Genomic DNA, 19,589 nt, shown 5'->3' on the forward strand with positions numbered 1-19,589 from the left:
CGCTAAGTCGTGCCATAGAGCGCCTCCTTGAAGGGCGCGTCGCCCAGCCGGCGTACGGTGGCGATGAAGGGTTCGTCCGGCGTCTCGCGCCGCCCGAGATAGACGTCGACCAGCCGTTCGATGGCGTCCGGCACCGCGTCGGCAACGAAGCCCGGCCCGAGGATCTTGCCGACCGAGGCGTGCTCGGTGCCGTCCCCGCCCAGCGTGATCTGGTAGAGCTCGGTGCCTTTCTTCTCGACGCCCAGAATGCCGATATGGCCCACATGGTGGTGTCCGCAGGCATTGATGCAGCCCGAAATTTTGATCTTGAGGTCCCCGATCTCGGCCTGCCGCTCGGGCGCGGCGAATTTGTGCGAGATCGCCTGGGCGATCGGGATCGAGCGGGCATTGGCCAGCGCGCAGAAATCGAGCCCCGGGCAGGCGATCATGTCGGTGATGAGCCCCGCATTGCCTTCGGCGAGGCCCGCCTCGACCAGCCCGTCATAGACCGCGCGGAGGTCTGCGACCCGCACATGCGGCAGCACGAGGTTCTGCTCGTGGCTGACGCGCAGCTCGTCGAAGGAATAGCGCTCGGCGAGGTCGGCCACGGCCTCCATCTGCGCGTCGGTCGCATCGCCGGGCGCGCCGCCGATGGGTTTGAGCGAGATGGTGACGCTCGCATAGCCGGGCCGGTAGTGCGAGAAGATGTTGTTGTCGAGCCAGCGGCCATAGGCGGGATCGAGGATCGTTTCGCGCGCGATGTCGATCGGGGTGGCCGGCAGGTCCTCGAAGGAGGGCGGCGCGAAATAGCTGCCGATCCGGTCGAGTTCTTCCTGCGGCAGGGTCAGCACCCCGCCCCGCACTTCGGAAAATTCCGCCTCGACCTGCGCCTTGATCGTCTCGAGGCCTTCCTCGTGGACGAGGATCTTGATGCGGGCCTTGTACTTGTTGTCGCGTCGGCCATAGCGGTTGTAGACGCGCAGAATGCTCTCGAGATAGGCGAGCAGATGTTCGTTGGGCACGAAGCCGTTGATCATCTTGCCGATCATCGGGGTGCGCCCGAGCCCGCCGCCGACCCAGACCTCCCAGCCGACATCGCCGGCCGCATTGGTCGCCGCCTGCAGCCCGATATCGTGGAAGCGGATCGCCGCCCGGTCCGCCGGCGCGCCGGTGATGGCGATCTTGAACTTGCGCGGCAGGTACGAGAACTCGGGGTGCAGGCTCGACCACTGCCGAATGATCTCGGCCACCGGACGCGGATCGATGATCTCGTCGGCCGCGGCGCCGGCAAACTGGTCGGTCGTGACGTTGCGAATGCAATTGCCCGACGTCTGGATGGCGTGCATCTCGACCGAGGCCAGCTCGGCGAGGATTTCGGGCACGTCTTTTAGGCGCGGCCAGTTGAACTGGATGTTCTGGCGCGTGGTGAAATGTCCGTATCCCCGGTCATAGGTCCGGGCGATATGGGCGAGCTTGCGCATCTGGCGCCCGCTCAGCGTGCCATAGGGCACCGCCACGCGCAGCATGTAGGCGTGGAGCTGGAGATAGAGGCCGTTCATCAGCCGCAGGGGCCGGAACTGGTCCTCGTTGAGCTCGCCCGTCAGCCGCCGGTTCACCTGGTCGGAGAATTGTGCCGTGCGCTCGCGCACGAACGCGGCGTCGAATTCGTCATATCGATACATGACCGTCCTCACCCAGTTCCTGGCGCGGGAATGCCGGCGCCGTGGGCCCTTCGGCCCGAATGCGTTCGCGGATCCGGTCGGCGACGACGCGCCCGTCCACCATTTTCACCGTCTCGATCTCGACCCCGACGATCCGGCCCGTCGCCTTGCTCGCCGCGATGGCCGCGTCGCGTGCCTCAGCCTCGTCCTTGGCAAAGAGCCGTGCCCGGTCGATCTCGGCCACCCAATTGCCGTCCGCGTCGAGATAAACCGCTGCGCCCGACAGCAACTCGTTTCCAGTCAGGATTTCCATCAAGCTACCTGCATGTTCTGCGGCGCGAGCGCCACCGCCTGTTCCCAGTCGCCTGCCGCCACCGCCGGCCCGATCAGGATCACCGCCGGCCCGTCCGAAAACGCGATTGCGTCGCGCGCCAGTGCGTCGAGCGTTCCGGCATAGAGGCTGCGGTCGGCCCGGCCGGCATTGACCACGATTCCAACCGGCATCGTCCCGGCAATTCCGTGAGCGACGAGCCGCGATGCGACATCGCCGGCGATCGACTTGCCCATATAGAGCGCAAGCGTGATCCCCGCCCCCGCTAGCGCCGCCCAGTGCGCGAGGTCACCATCCTCGGCGCCATGGGCCGTGGCGAACACCACTCCGCTCGAGACCTTGCGCAGCGTGACGGGCGTCGCAGTATCGGCAGCAGCGGCCAGCGCCGCGCTCACGCCCGGCACAATGGCATAGCCGATGCCGGCCTTGCGCAGCGCCGCGATTTCCTCGCCGGCGCGTCCGAACACCATCGGGTCGCCGCTCTTCAGCCGCGCCACCCGCTTGCCCTCGGCTCCGAGCCGTACGAGCAGCGTATTGATCTGCGCCTGGCTAAACGAATGATGGCCCTTGGCCTTGCCCACCGAAATGCGCTCGGCATCGCGCCGGCCCATCTCGACCACCGCCGTCGGCACGAGCTGGTCGTGGACAATCACGTCCGCTTCCTGCAGCAGCCGCTGCGCCCGCAAGGTCAGGAGATCCTCCGCGCCCGGCCCCGCCCCGATGAGCCAGACAATGCCGGCACCCTTGCCGCCATCGGCATGGGCAGCGAGCAGGGCCTCGGCGCCTGTGCGGTCGATTTCGGGGGTCGTCACCAGCGCTTCGTAGAACCGCCGGCGGGACGCCCCATCCTGAATCAAACTCTCAACGCTCTTGCGCAAGCTGCCGGCGAGACTCGCGATTTTCCCGAGCCCTGGGGACAGCATCGCCTCGATCCTTGCCCGCACCAGCCGCGCCAGCACCGGCGCTTCGCCCTCGCTCGAGATCGCGATGGTCAGCGGCGCCCGCTCGACGATGGAGGGGGTGTAGAAATCGCACTGGTCGGGCACGTCGACGACGTTGAGCGGCACGCCGGCGCGCCGCGCGAGCTTTTTGGCGCGCTCGCCCTCGACCCCATGGTCAGCGACGAACACCATGGCCGCGTTGAAGAAATCGCACGCACCCACCATCCGCGCCGCGACGTGGACGCCGAGGCCGGAGAAATCGGCCTCAGGCTCGGGCGACACCACCACCACCTCGGCAGACGTCTTGGCTGCGAGCCGCGCCTTGTTCAGCGCCTCGTCGCCACCACCAATGATGAGAATGCTCCGCCCCCTGACCTTGAGGCTGAGCGGGAACGTATTGAGTGCGCCCATGATGCTCCATCCGGATGGCCGGAACATAGTGCCAGAGGCCGGCTGCGAGCAAGATTATGAAATCCAATCGCTTTTATATTTCTCCGCCCGGCACCCGGTTAGAACGCGCGCGGCGCAATCCGCGCCCGCAGGCCAAATGTTTGCGCCCCGACCTTCCCTCGCGAAATGCGCCCCCTGTTTCGGGGATGTTTCGACGGGCGGCGTCGCGCTAGCGATCCACCATAGCCTGGAGGATCCTCATGCTCGCCCGCGCCCTCGCCTGCCTCCTCTCAGCCGCCCTCGCCGTGCCTGCCATCGCAGAGGACGCACCGCGGACGAGCTATCCCGGCGCTCCGGACGGCGAAGCCACTCCGTTCGTCGGCGAATGGGCCGCCTATCGTCCCGGCGGCGAAGACAACACGCTGATTATCTGTCCGGCCCCGATTACCATGAGGGCGGAGCCGGACGGGACGATCCGCCACGAGATCTACTACGGGGCAGCGACCCGTTACGCACTTTCGGCGGTCGATGGGCGCACGCTGCTCTCGGGGGAAAACGAAACCACCGCCGCCGTCTGGATTTCGAAGGACGAGTTCAACGCCCATCCGATCGGCGCCGACGGCGCACCGGTCTGGTCCGATATTCTCGTCTATCACCGCTGCCCGGTCTATGCGCGCCAGAGCCCGCCCGATGCGCTCAACGGTCACGCCGCGCCCTTTGCCGGAAATTGGACGATCTCGACGCCGTCCTCGACGGGAAACCGCCCGGCCATCGTCTCGCGCGCCTGCACGCACCCGGCCGAGATCGCGATTACCAGCGTCGACGCCATTGCCCATAGCGCACAAGATGGCAGCGAGCCGGTGCCGATCAAGCTGCGCGCCTTCGAGGGCCGCACGTCCTGGAATTTTTCCGATTCGCCACAGGCCTGGCAGGTCGTCTGGGAAAATTCGGACCGCTTCCACGCCTTCCTGATCGGCTATGACGGCACCACCGACTGGCGCAGCCCCATGATCTACGAGCGCTGTCCCGCCTGAACGGATCAGCCCTGTCGGCTGGGGACGTGCACGACGAGACCGTCGAGGTCCTCGCGGACCTTGATCTGGCAGGAGAGCCGGCTCGTCGGCTTCACGTCGAAGGCGAAGTCGAGCATGTCCTCTTCCATCATCGAGGGACCGCCCACGGCTTCGGACCAGGCGTCGTCGACATAAACATGGCAGGTGGCGCAGGTGCATGCGCCGCCGCATTCCGCAATCACCCCCGGCACGCCGTTCATGATGGCGGTTTCCATCACCGTCGAACCGTTCTCGGCTTGCGTGACGTGCTTTTCGCCATTGGCTTCGATGAAGGTGATCTTGGTCATGACGGCCTTTGCGGGGTCTGTGCGATGGGGCGCATATAGCCCTGCCCTTCCCCGCCTGCAAGCATGGCTGCCCGGCGCTGCGACTATTCGCCGAGTTCGGCTTCGATCTTGCCCAGGAGAACGGCGATGAAGGCGCGGAGCTCTTCCACGGCCATCTGCAGATCGTCGACGCGCTCGGGGTTTATGTTGACCCCGGTGGTCAGCTCTTCCTCTGTCTGGGCCGCGAGGCGCGCGAGCGGGAAGGCACCGACGCCCTCCGCCCCGGCCCTCAGCACCTTGAGATGGGAGAGCACTTCGGCGAGCTCCGCGCTCTGCTCGAGACGCAGAAAAGTGCGCGCGACCAGATCGTCGAACATCCTGAGGACTTCGGCCTGCAGCCCGCCATCCCCCAGCGTCTGGCGGTCGAGATGGTCGAGGTCGATCGGGCGGGTATGGGCGCTTTCGGAGAGACCCTGGCCCAGATCTACGACCACATTGCCCCGTGCCATCACCGTCCCCGAAAATATGCGCCAAAATTATCCACAGCCAGAAACGGCACACTAGGATGGGCGCGGTGAACGGGAGATTAAGCGGATGGGGAAAGGCGTTGACGGCCACCATTGAGCCTTGATCCCGCCCCAAAATTAACCTTTGCTTAAGAAAGCGCTCGGTTTGCCTAAAATTGAATGTATATATGGTGATAACCAGTGCGCGGCGGCATGGGTCGGTCGGTCGGATGCGGGGCTTTTGAATCGCATTTTACCCATATGGACATCAAACCGGGAACCGGTGATGGGCCACAACAGCTCGATATGCCCCGCCCTGTCGCAATAGTGCCGACGCGAGAGTTGTAAAGAGTATGGCGAAAAAATCGACGAATACCCAGAGTGACCCCGCAAGCCTGGCCTTCTCTGCCGTAGAGGATGCTCTCAAGGACTCGGTGTTCGGCATCGATCAGCAGGCCGCAAAGCCTGAAGAGCCAAAGCTCGACGAACCCTCCGACAAGGCGGCCTCCCCCGGCCAGCAGCCCGGCGGCGCACGCCCCGCGCAGCGCGAGGGCAACCAGCGCTCCGAGCGGGCCCGCGCGGCAGACAAGATCGCGGCGCAGGCCGGCTCGGTCGCCAATGACGATCGGCTGCAGAGCTCCAAGATCCTCTACGGATTGCAGACCAAATCCTCACGCACGCCGACCTGGATTGCCGCCGCCATCTCGACGGTCTGGGTGTTCGCGGTGCTCCTCGTTGCGGTCGTCCGGCACGGCGACGAACTGGGTACGCCCGCCTTCTTCGGCTCCAATGATTTCATCGGCCTCGTTGCCATCGCGATCATCCCCGTCCTCGGCTTCTTCGCGATTTCGACGCTGGTGCGCCGCGCGCAGGAACTACGCAACGCCGCAACCGCCATCACCCATGCCGCGATCCGGCTGGCCGAGCCCGAAACGACCGCCTCCGAGAAGGTCGCATCTGTCGGTCAGGCCGTGCGGCGCGAGGTCAACGCCCTGGGCGACGGGCTCGAGCGGGCCCTTTCGCGCGCCGGCGAACTCGAGGTGATGATCCACAACGAGGTCACCGCGCTCGAACGGACCTATTCGGACAATGAATCGCGCATGCGCGCTCTGATCCAGGAGCTCGCCAGCCAGCGCGAGGCCGTGATCACCAATACCGAGCGCGTGCGCGAAGCGATTACCGAAAGCCATACCGGGCTCGTCTTCGACCTCGACATGATCTCGCAGCGCATCGCGGGCACCATCGTCGAATCGGGCGGGAACCTGACCAAGGCGCTCGAAACCGCCGGCAACTCGCTGAATTCCGCATTCGGCGAGCGCACCGAGAGCTTCGTGTCGCTGATCGACCAGCGCACCAATCACCTGCTCTCCGCGCTCGATGATAGCGCCAGCCGCATCAACGTGACGCTCGAGGACCGCTCGTCCACGATCTCGCTCGCCTTCGAGAATCGCACGAGCGAGCTGAGCTCGGTGATCGACGGGCGGATGAACGCGCTGACGGAGGCTCTCGACAGCCGTGCCGTCACGCTCTCTGACGCCATCGACAACCGGACGTCGAGCCTTGCCAAGCTGCTGAGTCAGGGCGGCATCACGCTTCTGGACCAGCTGCGTGATCGCGGCCATGAAGTCTCCGGCGCGCTGGACATGATCGGCTCGCGCATCGCCGCCGACATCACCGGCCGCGCCCGTGAGGCCGAGCAGTTGCTCGGGGGCCTTTCGCGCCAGCTCGACGAAAGTGTCGCGATCCAGGTCAACTCGATGGAAAGCCGGCTGCAATCGGCAATGATCGAGCTGGCCGGCCAGCTCGACGACACGACCGAGCGCGCCCGGGTCACCCTTTCGTCCGCGGGTTCAGCCAATCTGGCGCAGTTCGATGCGCGTCTCGACGAGATCGCTGCGACCATCGACAACCGCATGCAGACCCTCGACAGCGTGCTCGGCGACAAGGGCGACCGCCTCGTCACCGCGCTCGACAAGCATAGCGCCAGCTTCGCCGCCCGCGCCAACGTGCTGGAAATGGCACTCGACGAAAAGTCGGGCCATTTCAACGAGATCGTCGGCCAGCGCACCCGCGAGATGACCGAAACCCTCGGGGCTCGCGCCAAGCAGATCACCGAGACCATCGGCGCCCGCTCGCGCGAAATCTCGGACTCGCTGGAAGGGCATTCCCAGATCATCGCCGATGCGCTCGACGGGCGTACGCAGATGCTGCGCGAGACGCTCGAAACGCGGACGCAGGAACTCAACGAGACCCTCGTCGCCCGCGCCCAGGAATTCGACAACACCCTGGCAAGCCGCACCGACGCGCTCGGCACCGCCATCTCCAACCGCACCGACGTGCTCGGCAACGTGCTTTCGGATCGCACGTCCTTCTTCAACGAAACGCTCGTTGCCCGCGTCGAAGAGCTGAGCTCGGCGCTCGAAGACCGGACCGAGGCACTGGGTAACGCCATCTCCTCGCGCACCCAGGAACTGGGCGACGTCATCGACAACCGCACCAGCCTCTTCAGCACGACCCTCGAAGGCCGCACCCAGGAACTCGGCGATGCGCTCATCGAGCGGACGCAGACCTTCTCGGGCACCCTCCAGGACCGCACGCGCGAACTCTCCGACGCCCTCACCCACCGCGTCGGTGATCTGAACGCAGCTCTGGTCGGCCGTGCCGACGAATTCTCCACCACCATTTCCGGCCGCGCGGCCGAGCTGACCGCGGCCCTCGACGAGCGGACCCGCACGCTGTCGGGCGCCCTTGAAGGCCGGACGGCCGATCTTGCTGCCGCGCTCGATGGCCGGACGCAGGATCTGACGACGGCCCTCGAAAACCGCACGCAGAACCTGACCACGGCGCTCGAAGGCCGCACGCAGGACCTGACCGCCGCTCTCGACGGGCGCACGCGCCAGCTCAACAACGCGCTCGACGAACGCACCCGGCTTCTTGACGTCACCATCGAAGGCCGCACGCAGGAACTCGGCGCGACGCTCCAGACGCGCGTCATCGAGCTCAACGATACGCTCACCGTGCGCACCCAGGAGCTTTCCGACACGCTTCAGGACCGCGCCGCGGTGTTGGGCGAAACGCTACACGGCCGCGTCGCCGAGCTTGGCGATACCCTCGACGGACGCACCCGCGAACTGGGCGAAACGCTCAGCACCGGCACGCAGGAACTCAACGCCGCGCTCATTGCCCGGAGCGAGGACCTGAGCGAAACCCTCAAGGGCCGCGTGTTCGAACTCAACGACACGCTCGCCGGTCGCACGCAGGAACTCAATGCGACCCTTATGACCCGCAGCGAGGACCTCGGCCAGACCCTCGCCGGCCGCGTCGCAGAACTCGACGAGACGCTGGAACAGCGGACCCGCGACCTCAACGCCGCGCTGATCGGGCGCAGCGACGAGCTGAGCCAGGCCCTTCAGGGCCGGGTGATCGAACTCGGCGACACGCTTGCGGGCCGCACCCAAGAGCTGACCGACACGCTTTCCACGAGGAGCCGCGAGCTCAACGATGCCCTGGTTTCGGGCGCAGGAGCGATCGACCAGACCCTGGCCCGCAGCACCACGACCCTCACCGAGCAGCTCGACGGCCGCGTTGCAGCCCTCAACGACACGCTGGCCGAGCGCAGCGGTGCGCTCAACAGCGGGCTCGAGAGCTCGATTTCCGGCCTCTCGCGCACCCTTGACGAGGGTACCAAGGAGCTCGCCCGCACCGTGGGCACCCGCTCGACCGAACTCTCTGAAGCGCTCAACCAGCGCACACAGCAGCTTGCCGACACGCTCGGCAACCGTACCGTCGAAATGGCGGCTGCCATCGGCGAACGCACCGATGCCCTGGCCAGCACCATCGACACCCAGGCCGAGCGCGCCGTCGAGCGCCTCGACACGAGCCTGCGCAATGTCAATGACGTAATGGGCGAGCGCGCCGCCGCGGTCTCCGCGCTGATTGCCGCCAAGGTTGCCGAACTCAACGACAATCTCGGCCGCGGGGTCGAAAGCGCCATCATCCGCATCGCCGATGCGGAAACGGGCGTCACCGGCCGGGTCGAGCATGCCGCCAATACTGTCGACGAAAGCGCGCGCCGCGCCGCCCAGCTGATCGAAACTGGGGTCGAGACGGCACGCCGCTCGATCACCGATCTGGTCGACGACCGGCTCGGCACCCTGCCCGAGGCGATCACGGCACGCGCCGACATCACCGCCGACCGCCTTTCGGCGCTCAACACCTCGATCAATACCGCGCTCATCCAGTCGATGACCGACCTCGAGGCCGGCGCCGACCGCATCGAGGAGACGATCTCCAAGCGCATCGTGGCGGCCACCGAGACGATCTCGACCGACGTTGCCGAAACCGCCAACCGCATGGATGTCGCGGTCCGTGGCGCCCTCGAGCAGATCCGTACGGCGGCGGGCAATATCGACGAGCTGGTTTCGATCAAGGCCGTAACCGCGGCCGAGACGATCAGCGAGCGCGTCGAGACCATCAACCGCACCGTGAACGAGCAGACCAACGCGTTCGCTGCGCTGGTCACCGAAAAGTCGGACCAGCTGGCCGCCGCGCTCGCCGGGCACGGCAACGTGCTGCAGTCCGCCCTTGTCGAGAATGCCCGCGAGGCCGAGGCGCTGATGTCGGTCTCCACGAGCCGCATCCTCAGCGACGTGACGACCGCGCTGAACAAGCTCAACGAGTCGAACCTGCTGCTGCAGAACGTGCTCGACTCCTCGACCCAGAACCTTGCATCGCTCGAGACCAGCGTTGCGCGCCAGACCGAGACCTATTCCTCGACGGTGCGTGAAGCGATCGGCTCGACCGAAGAAGCCGGCCGCCTCGTCTCCGAGCACGTCACCGCGCTCCAGGGCACCATCCGCGGCATGGTCGGCGAGTTCGCGACCCTGCTCGGCTCGCTCGAAAGCGAAGCCAAGACGCTGGGCGGCGCTGCCGGCCATCTCAACTCCGCGACCGCACTCTCGATCAACACGCTCGAGGAACGGCGCGAGGCCATGGACGCTCTCGCCAGCAGCTTCACGTCGCGGGCGGACGATATCGATACCCGTATGCGCAGCTTCGCCCAGTCGATCGCCGATACGGTGAACGACACCGAACGGCGCCTGCTCGAGGCACGACGCTCGATGGAAGAGGTCGTGGCCTCCACCGCCGACACCGTCTCGGGCGCGCTCAACTCGACCTCGGGCACTGTGGTCGGCGCTCTGACCGCAACGAGCGAGCAGATCCAGTCCGCCCTCACCGCCTCCACCGATCAGGTGCAGTCGGCTCTCTCCGCGACCCGCGAGCACGTCCAGTCGACGATCCATGCGACGACCGAAGAGCTCGAGGGCGCCATTGCGAGCAACACCGCCCAGGTGCGCTCGGCTCTGCTCAACTCCACCGATCAGATGCAGGCCGCACTCGGCTCGACTCGCGAGCACGTTCAGTCGACCCTTTCGGCAACCGCCGACCAGGTGCAGGGCGCGCTGATGGAGAATTCCGAGCAGGTCAACGCCGCTCTCGCCTCGACGGCAGAACGCGTCACCGACGTACTCGGCACCACCCGCAACGCCTTCGAGGAGACGCTGCAGACTTCGACCGAGCAGGTCCAGGGTGCGCTTCGCGACACCTCGGGCCGGTTCTCGAGCGTGCTCGGACAGACGCGGAACGAACTGCAGGCGGCGCTGGCAGAAACCTCCGAAGAGGTCCGGACCGTGCTCGGTTCGACCACGGACTCCATCCGCGGCGTGCTTTCGACCAGCGGGGAGGAAGTCTCGACTGCGCTTGGTTCGACGACCGAGAAGGTGCAGGCACAGCTGGTGGATTTCCGCCAGACCGCCGACACCGAAAGCCAGCGCGCCAGCGACCAGCTGCGCCAGACCCAGCAGGCGATGATCCTCGAAATGCAGCAGGCGCTGGAAGAGGCCACCCGCCGCTTCAACGAGACGGCGAACGCCATGCGCTCGACTGCCAAGGAAGTCGGCTCGGAACTCGAGGCTACGCGCTCCGAACTCGCCCGCGGCGTCATGGAACTGCCCGAGGAAACCCGGGCGAGCGCGGCTGCCATGCGGCGGGTCGTTGCCGAGCAGATCGAGGCGCTGAGCGAGCTCAACGCGATCGTCCGGTCGCAGCCGGCAAGCCACGACCTCAGCGATCGCCAGGCACCCTCCGCACGGCCCGCGGCCCCGCAGCTGCGCGACGAGCGGCCGAGCGAACCGGCGCGGCCCCAGGGCTCCCGCCCCGAACCGGCCCGTCCGCAGTCCGACGTGCTCGCCGCGACGCCCCCCGCCCGCGCTACGCAGGCGGAGCCGGCCAAGGCCCGCAGCGAGGAAGGCGGCGGCTGGCTGCGCGACGTGCTGCGCAATGCCACGGCCAACCAAGCCGGCGGCCAGCAGTCGAACCTGTCGGGGCTGACCGAGGAAATCGCCCGCGCCATCGACGATGCGGCGCTGGCGGAGGCCTGGATGCGCTACCAGGGTGGCGAGCCGAACGTGTTCTCGCGCCGGATCTACACGCTGGGCGGCCAGTCGACCTATGACGACGTGCGCAAGAAGCTGCAGCGCGACCAGGATTTCTCGCGCACCGCAGCCACTTACATGGCGGAGTTCGAACAGCTCCTGAAGCGTGCCGCGGCCGGTCCGCAGCCGGTCGAGGAGACCCGCGAATACCTGCTCTCCGAGCGCGGCAAGGTCTACACCATGCTCGCCCATGCGAGCGGCCGGCTCGGCTGATCGGGCTGGACCAAAGAACAGCGGAAATGAGGAAGGCCCCGGGCGATGCCCCGGGGCCTTTTTCATGCGTCGAAGCTGCGCGAAACGTGCACGAACTGGGGTCAAATTTGACCGAAATTACACTTCCTGCACTTTTGCGGGGGCGTGTCGACCGTCAGGGCGATGTGAATGGTGGGGTGTGGGCTGCTGCCGCCCTTCGAGGCGGCTGCGCCGGACCTCAGGATGCGGGCGTGGGGAGATGTGGGTGGTGAGCCGCCGAGCGATGATGGCTTGGGAATCGGCGCCGGTGGATCTTGGGCGGAAGCCAGGGGAGCGGGGATAAGTCGGCCGGGGTATGAGGCCTCAGGTTGAGGCCTGGGGAACAGCACCGGCCCGGAAGAAACTTGTCCCCGGGCAGCACGGGTGCGGGCACGTCGGGGAAAGAATTTCGTCGATTCGGGACCGCGCAAGGCTCTGCAGTGCATCCCGCTGCGCGGCTTCGACCGACCGCGACGGGATCGCGGCGACCGCGACCCGGCGCGATTACTTATGGGCGGCGCGGAGGCGGAGGGAGATGGCGACGCAGATAGCACCGGCGACCCCGAGGAGCGCGGCGAGGAGGAAGGCCTTTGCCCCGAGGGCCCCGACGAGCCCACCGAAACTCAGCACGGTGACGAAGGCGAAGACCTGCTGGAGGACGAAGGAAAAGCCCTGCGCCTCGGCCGCGATATCCTCGCTCGTCCAGTTGGCGATGAAATGCACCATGCCGAAATAGCCCACCCCATAGGTGATGGCATGGGAGAGCTGGAGGACGAAGAGCACCGGCACCGAGGGCTCGAAGGCCATGATGGTCCAGCGTATGGCGACGGTGACGCCGGCCGCGAAGATCATGTGGCGGGCGGTGAAGCGGCGCCCGATGCGCCGCCAGACGAACATCATGATCGCCTCTGCCGCAGCCCCCACGGCGATGAGCCAGCCGATCGTGCCCATATCGATGCCCTGCCCCAGCCAGACGAAGGCAACGAAGGCGACGATGATGGTGTGGGTGGCGTTGATGAGCGCGAACCCCACGAGCGGCAGCACGAACCAGGGGCGCAGCACCTCGCGCAGCTTGCCCGCGAGCGGCGGCATGTCGGGCAGCACCGGCTGCGCGGGCCCACGGAAGCGCGGCAATTGCAGCGCGAGCGCGGCGCGGAGCAGGGTGAGCCCGACGATGAGCGGCACGAAGGCATCGATGCCGAAGGCGGCGATGACCCAGCCGGCAAACCCGCTGGCGACCATATAGCCCACGGTGCCCCAGGCGCGAACGAAGCCGAAATCGCTGCCATTGCGGCGGGTGAGCCGGACGGTGGCCGCATCGACCAGCGGCGGGATCGAGCCTGTCGGGATCATCACCAGCGTCCAGACGAGGAGGATGCCCCAGAACTCGTCGACGACGAAGAGCCCGATGGGCACCACCCCGCCGATGAGCGAGAGGATGATCAGCATCTGGCGCCAGTCGCTCGCCTTGTCGGCAATCCGCCCGATGAACATGTTGATGCCGAGGAGCACCAGAACCGGCACGGCATTGATGATGCCGATCTCATCGGGCGAGATGCCGCGCGAGCCGAGCCACGCCGCAAAGCCTACCGCCGCCGCGGCATTCGAGAGAAAGACCGTGGCGTGGTAAAGCGAAGCGCGCAGCTCCGCCGAAAAGCGCGGGCGGGCGGGTGAATGCGACATTGAGGATGCTCCGGACACCGGACTTCGGGCCCGCTGTCTCTCTGCCTCAAGCGCGCCGGTGGCGCAAGCATGATGGCCGCGACAAATCCTGTCGTCGACGCAAACCCGCCGGTTCGCGGCTCATCTGGGCTTGCTCGCCACCCCGTCGAGCCAGAGCATGTCGCTCTCGTCCCGATGCACGCCGGCGGTGCCGACATGGCGGGGATCGATGCGCGGCCCGTTCTTCAACACATGCACCAGCGCCATACCGTGCCCACGCCCAAGGCCGTAATCAGCCTTGAGCCAGTCGAGGATCAGCCCGGCTTTCGTGTCTCCCCCGAACCCCTTTTCAGCGGCAAGCGCCAGCAATTGCCGCGGGGTCAGCCCGGTCTTGTGTTCAATGGCGTCGAGATAGGCCTGGAATGACATGGCGGAGCCCTTCGCTCGTTCGGTTGCCGGATCAGCACCGGGCGCGCCGAGCTGAGCCATGATTGTCTTCGCCCCTCCCCGACGCCATGCCCGCATGAAAGACATCGCACTGCACGATGCCTACATCGATGCCGCGCCGCCGCAGTTTCGTGCCGTGCTGGGCGAGCTGCGGGCCCATCTGGCACGGGCGCTGCCCGATGCCGAGGAAGTCATGCGGTACGATATGCCCGGGTTTGAGATCGACGGGACGATCATCGCCGGCTATGCGGCCTTCAGCAAGCAGTGCGGGCTCTACCTCGACCCCGCCGCGATAAAGGCCCACGCCGGCGAGATCGCCGCGCTCAACCTCAAGGCGACCAAGACGGGCATAACATTTTCCCCGAGCAGGCCCATCGGGGGCGAACTGATCGAGAAACTGGCCGTGAGTTCCCGGCGCGCAAAAGGGCTATAGGGTCCGGTATGCTCGCGTGCGGTCTCGCCGGCGTCTGGTTGGTCATCGACATCGGACCAAGAAGCGCGAGACCATGTCGGTCTCGTCCCGATGCGCACCTGTGGTGCTGACATGGCAGGATCGATGCCCTGCCCGCTAGTGACCGCACGCCTCAGCGCCACCCCTTGACTATACCAGAGGCCATAATCAACTTTGAGCTAGCCTACAATTAGTTCAGCCTTGGCTTCAACTATGACCGCAATGTATCTATAACGAACAGGCCAACCACGTCTAGCTCTAACATTTGTACTGGAAACATATCAATGCAGTGCTTGAAGTGCCACGATATAGAACAGATAGATAAGGATGCAGCGCCATATCTCTTGCGTCAATGCGATGGATGCGGACGCGAAATTGCTTTTAGACGGCCGGGTAAGCATGGCATTGGGATAAGCGTGAATGCCGGTGAAAAGTTCGTTATACCAAGCGCTTGGCTGCAATTATCTGCGAATCCGCTGAAAGGGCACGGTTACCTCACTCGGTCTGGTGTCGATTTCTTTGCCAAAAGTGTTTTTACCAGTAATATAGGCACTCGTCGCGATGACTTTGATAAGTATCTTGAAGAGATAGTCGATAATAACGACGTTGCCCTCGAATCTATCGCCAATTCATTTAATCTTAGCCTGAATGATGGAGACGCTCTTTTTGAGAAACTGCGAGCGGACACCTCCAATCCAGCTTGGTGGCTGTTCTTATCTCAGATTACACTGCAAGGCGTGATCGAGTACGGTGAGAAGGGTGATGCCTACCGCGCGGCGTGGGCAGCAATGGTATCTGAACGGGCTCGAGCCATACATACATTCATGGAGCATTTTGCAGATGCAGTGTTTATGGGAAACACTTCGCGACGGCTAATAGACTTAATTCATATATGGGATAACAATAAAACGAACAGCGACGAGGAATTTTGGCAAATCACATTTCAGAACTACCCTTTGGCATTGGCACAGTTATTTTCTTCCGCTGTGACTTTTCTCGAAGGCAAGGCATACGTTGGAGGACATCGCGTCGACAATAAGAACGCTAAGTTCGTTGACTTTCTGTTTTCGGGGGGCTCGGGGCGTGATGCGGTACTTGTAGAAATCAAGACCCCCACCACACGCTTTTTGCACAAGCGGCAATATCGCCGTGGCGTCCATGCGACCACCTCCGAAATTAATGGGGCAATCGGCCAGATCTTAGACTACAGAAACACTTTATTATCGGAAATTGATCAAATTAAAAAGGGGACCAGACACGAGTTCCAAGCGATTAATCCCCGCTCAATCGTAATTGCAGGAAACTCGGCGGAACTTGATACAGATGACAAGCGAGTTTCCTTCGAGAATTTTCGCCGAAATTCGAGTGGCGTCGAGATAGTTACATTCGACGAAGTCTTCGAGAAAATAAAGTATCTGATAAGTATATTCGGCCTTGAGGTATCCGCCTCAAGCGCGCGTGATCTGCGCTCAGACTAGGCCAGGGCCGATCAATATAGTCCTAATTCCGTGCCGTTATTCGCCGAGGTGCGCAAATGCAGACGCGGGACTGCGTGACGATCGAAGCCGCGAACCCGGTCTCAGCCGCGGACTGAACGAATGCCGGGGGTGGCGGAGCGCCGCCACCTTCACCCGCGCTCCTGCCTTGGGCTCATGAGGATCAGGGAGGCGATGACGCAGAGGGCGCCGGCGAAGGCCATGGCGGAGGCGCCGTAGAAGCCGCCGGCGCCGAAATGGGCCATGAGCACGCCGAACCCAGACAGGGCGAGCACGGTGACGATCTGCCGGATGACGACGTAGAAGCTCTGCGCTTCGGCGGCCATGTCCTCGCCCGTCCAGTTGGCGATGAAATTGATGATGCCCAGATAGCTGAGCCCGAAGGTGATCATGTTGGAGAGCTGCAGCACCACCAGCGCCCAGAGCGGGGGCTGCAGGGCAAAGCCGATCCACCTGACTGTCGCGACGAGACAGGCGAAGAGGATGAGGTGGCGCGCCGAGAAGCGTCGGGCGATGCGGGTGAAAAAGACCATGACGAGGATCTCGCCCGCCGGGGCCACCGCCCAGAGCGGGCCGATGATGGCGCTCGAAAAGCCCGCTTCCATCCAGATGAGCGCGCCAAAGCCCATCTGCATCATGTGACTGCCCTGGACGAGCGCGGCCCCGAAGAGCGGCAGGAGGAACCAGGGCTTGAAGAGTTCGCGCAGGCGCTGGGCGACGACGGGCCCGCGGGACGCCTTGGGTTTCGGGTCGGGCACGGGCGCCGGGGCCGGCCGTTCGGCGACGGGGGCGCGGAACAGGGGGAGCTGGAGCGAGGCAAGCGCGCGCAGCACGCTCGTGACGATGAGGAGCGGCACGAAGGCGCCTGCCCCGAAATAATCGAGCACGAACCCCGCCCCGATGGTGAAGACGACGAACCCCACCGTGCCCCAGACCCGCATGCGGGCAAAATCGGCTCCGGTGCGGCGCGCCATGCGCAGGCTCGCCGCATCGGCGACGGGCGCGATGGCCTGGAAGGGCACGATGAGGAGCGTCCAGACGACGAGGATGGCGAGGTAATCCTCGGCAAGGAGCAGCGCCAGCGCGGGCAGGATGGCAATGAGCGAGCCGATGACGATGACCGTCCGCCAGTCGCGCGCGCGATCGGCAAGGCGCCCGACGACGAGGTTCAGCACCACCATGATGAGGATGGGCAGCGCGTTGACGATGCCGATCTGCTCGGGCGAGACGCCCCGATCGGTGAGCCAGATGCCCAGATACGGATTGGCGATGGCGACGGTGCTGAAGAGCGTGAAGTAAAAGAGCGAAGTTCTCGCGACGGGCGTATCCGGCCGCGCCGCGAAGGGCAGACCCATCGATGAGCTCCGAGGGTGGGAGGAATGACGATATCGTCACAATGCGCGCCGCACAGGCCCGTTGCAAGGCCTTGAGGGTGCTCGGCGATCAGCCTTTCGGCTCAGGGCCCGGGGGCGGGCTCGCTTTCGGGCTGGGTGCCGGCGGCGCGGGCGCGCAGGCGGGCGAGACGGCCCGGACGACGCACCGGATGATTCTGGTCGATCCAGCGCACGAGCTCGAACGTGCCCTCATGGGTCTCGACGACGGCGGTGCAGCTTTCCACCCAGTCGCCGGTATTGATGTAGTGGATGCCGAGGCGCTCGTGCATGTCGGCATAGTGGATATGCCCGCAGATGACGCCATCGACGCCGCTCTCGCGCGCCTCGAGCGCGAGGGCCTCCTCGAACCGGCCGATCACGCTGACGGCGTTCTTGACCTTGTGCTTGGCCCAGGCCGAGAGCGACCAGTAGGTGAAGCCGAGGCGGCGGCGGATCCAGTTGATGAAGATGTTGACCCGAAGCGCGGCGCGATAGGCCCAGTCGCCCACATGGGCGAGCCATTTGGCGTTGATGACGACGACGTCGAACTGGTCGCCATGCATCACGAGATAAGTCTTGCCCTGGGCCGAGGTGTGGATGGTGCGATCGACGAACTGCACTTCGCCGAAATAGGTGCCGAGATATTCGCGCAGGAACTCGTCGTGATTGCCGGGCAGCACGACGATGCGGGTGCCCGCGAGCGCCTTGGCGATGAGGAGCTCGACCACGGTGTGGTAATCGCCGGGCCAGTGCCAGGACTTGGCGAGGCGCCAGCCATCGACGATGTCGCCGACCAGATAGATGGTGTCCGCATCATGGGCGCGCAGGAAATCGGCGAGCTGGCCGGTGCGGGCGGCGCGCATGCCCAGATGGGTGTCGGACAGGAAGAGCGCCCGGACGCGCGTCACCTCACGGGTTTCCGTAGTCAATCGCTTGGTTCCTCACGGGCGTCGTCTCGGGCGGTTCGGGCGCACGCGGACGGGCCACGCGGCGGAGGGCCAATCTAGGCCGATCCGCCGCGCGAGGAAACCACAACCGGCCGCGCGAGGCGGAAATCCCCGCTCCTGCGCGCAATCGCCGCGCGGTGTGGCCCCGAGGGCACGCCAGATCAGCCCGGCAGGCGCGCCTTGAGCGCGAGGATGCGCCGGTAGCTCTCCTCGATCCGGGCGGCGAAGGCGGGATCGGCCTCGCCCTCGGCAACGAGAATCGCGCGAATCTCGTCCCCGAGCGTCGGGCGGTAATCGGCGGTATTGGAAAAGAGCAGCACGTCCATCCCGGCCTCGACGGCAAGGACGACGGTTTCCTCGAGCGAATAATGCTCGCGGATCGCCCCCATTTCGAGATCATCGGAGATGACGACGCCGTCATAGCCGAGTTCGTCCCGGAGGACGCCGGTGATCCATTGCGGGGAGAGGCTCGAGGGCAGCTGGCGCGCATCGGCATAGCCGGAATGGAAGAGGTGGCCGATCATCACGAAATCGGCCATGCCCTGCCCGATCAGCGTGCGGTAGGGGTCGAGCTCGGCCTCGTCCCAGGTTTCGGTGATGTCGACGAACCCCTCATGGCTGTCCGCGGTGCTCGAACCATGGCCGGGGAAATGCTTGAGCGAGGTCAGGAGCCCCGCTTGGCGATGGGCCTCGATAAAGGCTTCGGCATAGGCGGTGACGGTTTCGGGATCGGCCGCGAAGGCGCGACCATAGCGCGAGATGACCTGATTGTCCGGATTGGTATCGAGATCGACGACGGGGCCGAAATTGACGGTGAAGCCCACATCGGCGATGCCCGCCGCCATGCGCGCATAGATCGCCTCGGCCGCGTCGGGGGAATTGGCGGCGGCGATTTCGCGGGCATTGGGGATCTCGCGGAAGCCGACAGCCTCGGTCAGCCGCTCCACGGCGCCGCCCTCCTGGTCGAGGGTGATGAAGGGCGGCAGGTCGGGCGAAGCCTCGTGGAAGGCGGCGTTCATGGCGCGGACTGCGTCGAGGCTCTCGACATTGATGCGCAGGAACATGACCCCGCCGATCTCGCCCGCCGCGATCTGCTGGCGGAGGCGCGCGACATCCGGCGCATCGACGCTCGCGCCCTGGAAGCCGACGGCGACCATCTGGCCGGCCATCTCTTCGAGCGACTGCGCGGAAGCGAGGGTGGGAAGGAAGGCGACGCCGAGGGCGCCGGCGACGGCCAACGCATGAAGGGGCTTAGCGGACAAGGGGGGCGCTTCTCTTTTGCTGAAGGAACCTGGCGCCCAGCATGCCCCGGCAATGGGGCGGAATCAAAGGCATTTCGGG

General features: G+C 65.3%; 14 protein-coding genes. 4 read left to right on the top strand and 10 right to left on the bottom strand.

From position 1 onward, the window contains the following. Window positions 1-2: 2 nt before the first annotated feature. Genes EMQ25_RS08485 through cysG form a run of 3 tightly spaced genes read right to left on the bottom strand, consistent with a single transcriptional unit; the run spans window position 3 to window position 3,323 of the window. The gene (locus EMQ25_RS08485) at window positions 3-1,661 is read right to left on the bottom strand and encodes a nitrite/sulfite reductase (RefSeq protein ID WP_127188103.1); all 1,659 of its coding nucleotides are present in this window, start codon (window positions 1,659-1,661) and stop codon (window positions 3-5) included. Next, window positions 1,648-1,953, bottom strand: a complete 306-nt coding sequence (locus EMQ25_RS08490) for a DUF2849 domain-containing protein (protein ID WP_127188104.1) — start codon at window positions 1,951-1,953, stop codon at window positions 1,648-1,650. Before EMQ25_RS08490 ends, EMQ25_RS08485 begins: the two co-directional genes overlap by 14 nt. Next, on the bottom strand, window positions 1,953-3,323 hold the full coding sequence (cysG, locus tag EMQ25_RS08495; RefSeq protein ID WP_127188105.1) for a siroheme synthase CysG: 1,371 nt from the start codon (window positions 3,321-3,323) through the stop codon (window positions 1,953-1,955). The genes EMQ25_RS08490 and cysG overlap by 1 nt, the downstream gene beginning before the upstream one ends. A 239-nt stretch (window positions 3,324-3,562) precedes the next feature. Between cysG and EMQ25_RS08500 the strand changes: the two genes are divergently transcribed. Next, the gene (locus EMQ25_RS08500; RefSeq protein WP_127188106.1) at window positions 3,563-4,336 is read left to right on the top strand and encodes a hypothetical protein; all 774 of its coding nucleotides are present in this window, start codon (window positions 3,563-3,565) and stop codon (window positions 4,334-4,336) included. A 5-nt stretch (window positions 4,337-4,341) separates the two neighbouring features. On the opposite strand, the gene EMQ25_RS08505 is transcribed toward EMQ25_RS08500, so the two are convergent. Beyond that, on the bottom strand, window positions 4,342-4,662 hold the full coding sequence (locus tag EMQ25_RS08505; protein ID WP_127188107.1) for a 2Fe-2S iron-sulfur cluster-binding protein: 321 nt from the start codon (window positions 4,660-4,662) through the stop codon (window positions 4,342-4,344). 83 nt (window positions 4,663-4,745) lie between these two features. Beyond that, window positions 4,746-5,150: an Hpt domain-containing protein gene (locus EMQ25_RS08510; protein ID WP_127188108.1), complete on the bottom strand. Its 405-nt coding sequence runs from the start codon at window positions 5,148-5,150 to the stop codon at window positions 4,746-4,748. A 431-nt stretch (window positions 5,151-5,581) separates the two neighbouring features. Between EMQ25_RS08510 and EMQ25_RS08515 the strand changes: the two genes are divergently transcribed. After that, on the top strand, window positions 5,582-11,854 hold the full coding sequence (locus tag EMQ25_RS08515; protein ID WP_127188109.1) for an apolipoprotein A-IV repeat region-like domain-containing protein: 6,273 nt from the start codon (window positions 5,582-5,584) through the stop codon (window positions 11,852-11,854). A gap of 522 nt (window positions 11,855-12,376) precedes the next feature. Here EMQ25_RS08515 and EMQ25_RS08520 read toward each other — a convergent pair. Beyond that, the gene (locus EMQ25_RS08520) at window positions 12,377-13,555 is read right to left on the bottom strand and encodes an MFS transporter (protein WP_127188110.1); all 1,179 of its coding nucleotides are present in this window, start codon (window positions 13,553-13,555) and stop codon (window positions 12,377-12,379) included. Window positions 13,556-13,675: 120 nt separating this feature from the next. Beyond that, window positions 13,676-14,023 (bottom strand): DUF4287 domain-containing protein, encoded by a 348-nt coding sequence (locus EMQ25_RS08525; protein ID WP_244606521.1) that lies wholly within the window; start codon window positions 14,021-14,023, stop codon window positions 13,676-13,678. A 34-nt stretch (window positions 14,024-14,057) separates the two neighbouring features. On the opposite strand from EMQ25_RS08525, the gene EMQ25_RS08530 reads away from it, so the two are divergent. Together EMQ25_RS08530 and EMQ25_RS08535 are read left to right on the top strand one after the other, a co-directional pair. After that, on the top strand, window positions 14,058-14,414 hold the full coding sequence (locus EMQ25_RS08530; RefSeq protein WP_127188174.1) for an iron chaperone: 357 nt from the start codon (window positions 14,058-14,060) through the stop codon (window positions 14,412-14,414). A 302-nt stretch (window positions 14,415-14,716) separates the two neighbouring features. Beyond that, complete coding sequence (locus EMQ25_RS08535) at window positions 14,717-15,910, top strand: Shedu immune nuclease family protein (RefSeq protein WP_127188111.1); 1,194 nt, start codon at window positions 14,717-14,719, stop codon at window positions 15,908-15,910. A 149-nt stretch (window positions 15,911-16,059) separates the two neighbouring features. On the opposite strand, the gene EMQ25_RS08540 is transcribed toward EMQ25_RS08535, so the two are convergent. The 3 genes from EMQ25_RS08540 to EMQ25_RS08550 form a co-directional block, all read right to left on the bottom strand. Further along, entirely contained in the window at window positions 16,060-17,283 is a 1,224-nt protein-coding gene (locus EMQ25_RS08540) for an MFS transporter (protein ID WP_127188112.1), read from the bottom strand. Window positions 17,284-17,384: 101 nt separating this feature from the next. Next, window positions 17,385-18,230 (bottom strand): UDP-2,3-diacylglucosamine diphosphatase, encoded by an 846-nt coding sequence (locus EMQ25_RS08545; protein ID WP_280177630.1) that lies wholly within the window; start codon window positions 18,228-18,230, stop codon window positions 17,385-17,387. Window positions 18,231-18,409: 179 nt separating this feature from the next. Continuing rightward, on the bottom strand, window positions 18,410-19,510 hold the full coding sequence (locus tag EMQ25_RS08550; protein ID WP_127188113.1) for a glycoside hydrolase family 3 protein: 1,101 nt from the start codon (window positions 19,508-19,510) through the stop codon (window positions 18,410-18,412). Between the last annotated feature and the right edge of the window lie 79 nt (window positions 19,511-19,589).

The sequence above is a fragment of the Arsenicitalea aurantiaca genome (assembly GCF_003994485.1).
GTDB lineage: Bacteria > Pseudomonadota > Alphaproteobacteria > Rhizobiales > Devosiaceae > Arsenicitalea > Arsenicitalea aurantiaca.

Excerpts from the sequence above, each read along its gene's own strand:
- EMQ25_RS08485 (WP_127188103.1), bottom strand. The coding sequence starts at position 1,661 with ATGTATCGATATGACGAATTCGACGCCGCGTTCGTGCGCGAGCGCACG.
- EMQ25_RS08490 (WP_127188104.1), bottom strand. The coding sequence starts at position 1,953 with ATGGAAATCCTGACTGGAAACGAGTTGCTGTCGGGCGCAGCGGTTTAT.
- cysG (WP_127188105.1), bottom strand. The coding sequence starts at position 3,323 with ATGGGCGCACTCAATACGTTCCCGCTCAGCCTCAAGGTCAGGGGGCGG.
- EMQ25_RS08500 (WP_127188106.1), top strand. The coding sequence starts at position 3,563 with ATGCTCGCCCGCGCCCTCGCCTGCCTCCTCTCAGCCGCCCTCGCCGTG.
- EMQ25_RS08505 (WP_127188107.1), bottom strand. The coding sequence starts at position 4,662 with ATGACCAAGATCACCTTCATCGAAGCCAATGGCGAAAAGCACGTCACG.
- EMQ25_RS08510 (WP_127188108.1), bottom strand. The coding sequence starts at position 5,150 with ATGGCACGGGGCAATGTGGTCGTAGATCTGGGCCAGGGTCTCTCCGAA.
- EMQ25_RS08520 (WP_127188110.1), bottom strand. The coding sequence starts at position 13,555 with ATGTCGCATTCACCCGCCCGCCCGCGCTTTTCGGCGGAGCTGCGCGCT.
- EMQ25_RS08525 (WP_244606521.1), bottom strand. The coding sequence starts at position 14,023 with ATGGCTCAGCTCGGCGCGCCCGGTGCTGATCCGGCAACCGAACGAGCG.
- EMQ25_RS08530 (WP_127188174.1), top strand. The coding sequence starts at position 14,058 with ATGAAAGACATCGCACTGCACGATGCCTACATCGATGCCGCGCCGCCG.
- EMQ25_RS08535 (WP_127188111.1), top strand. The coding sequence starts at position 14,717 with ATGCAGTGCTTGAAGTGCCACGATATAGAACAGATAGATAAGGATGCA.
- EMQ25_RS08540 (WP_127188112.1), bottom strand. The coding sequence starts at position 17,283 with ATGGGTCTGCCCTTCGCGGCGCGGCCGGATACGCCCGTCGCGAGAACT.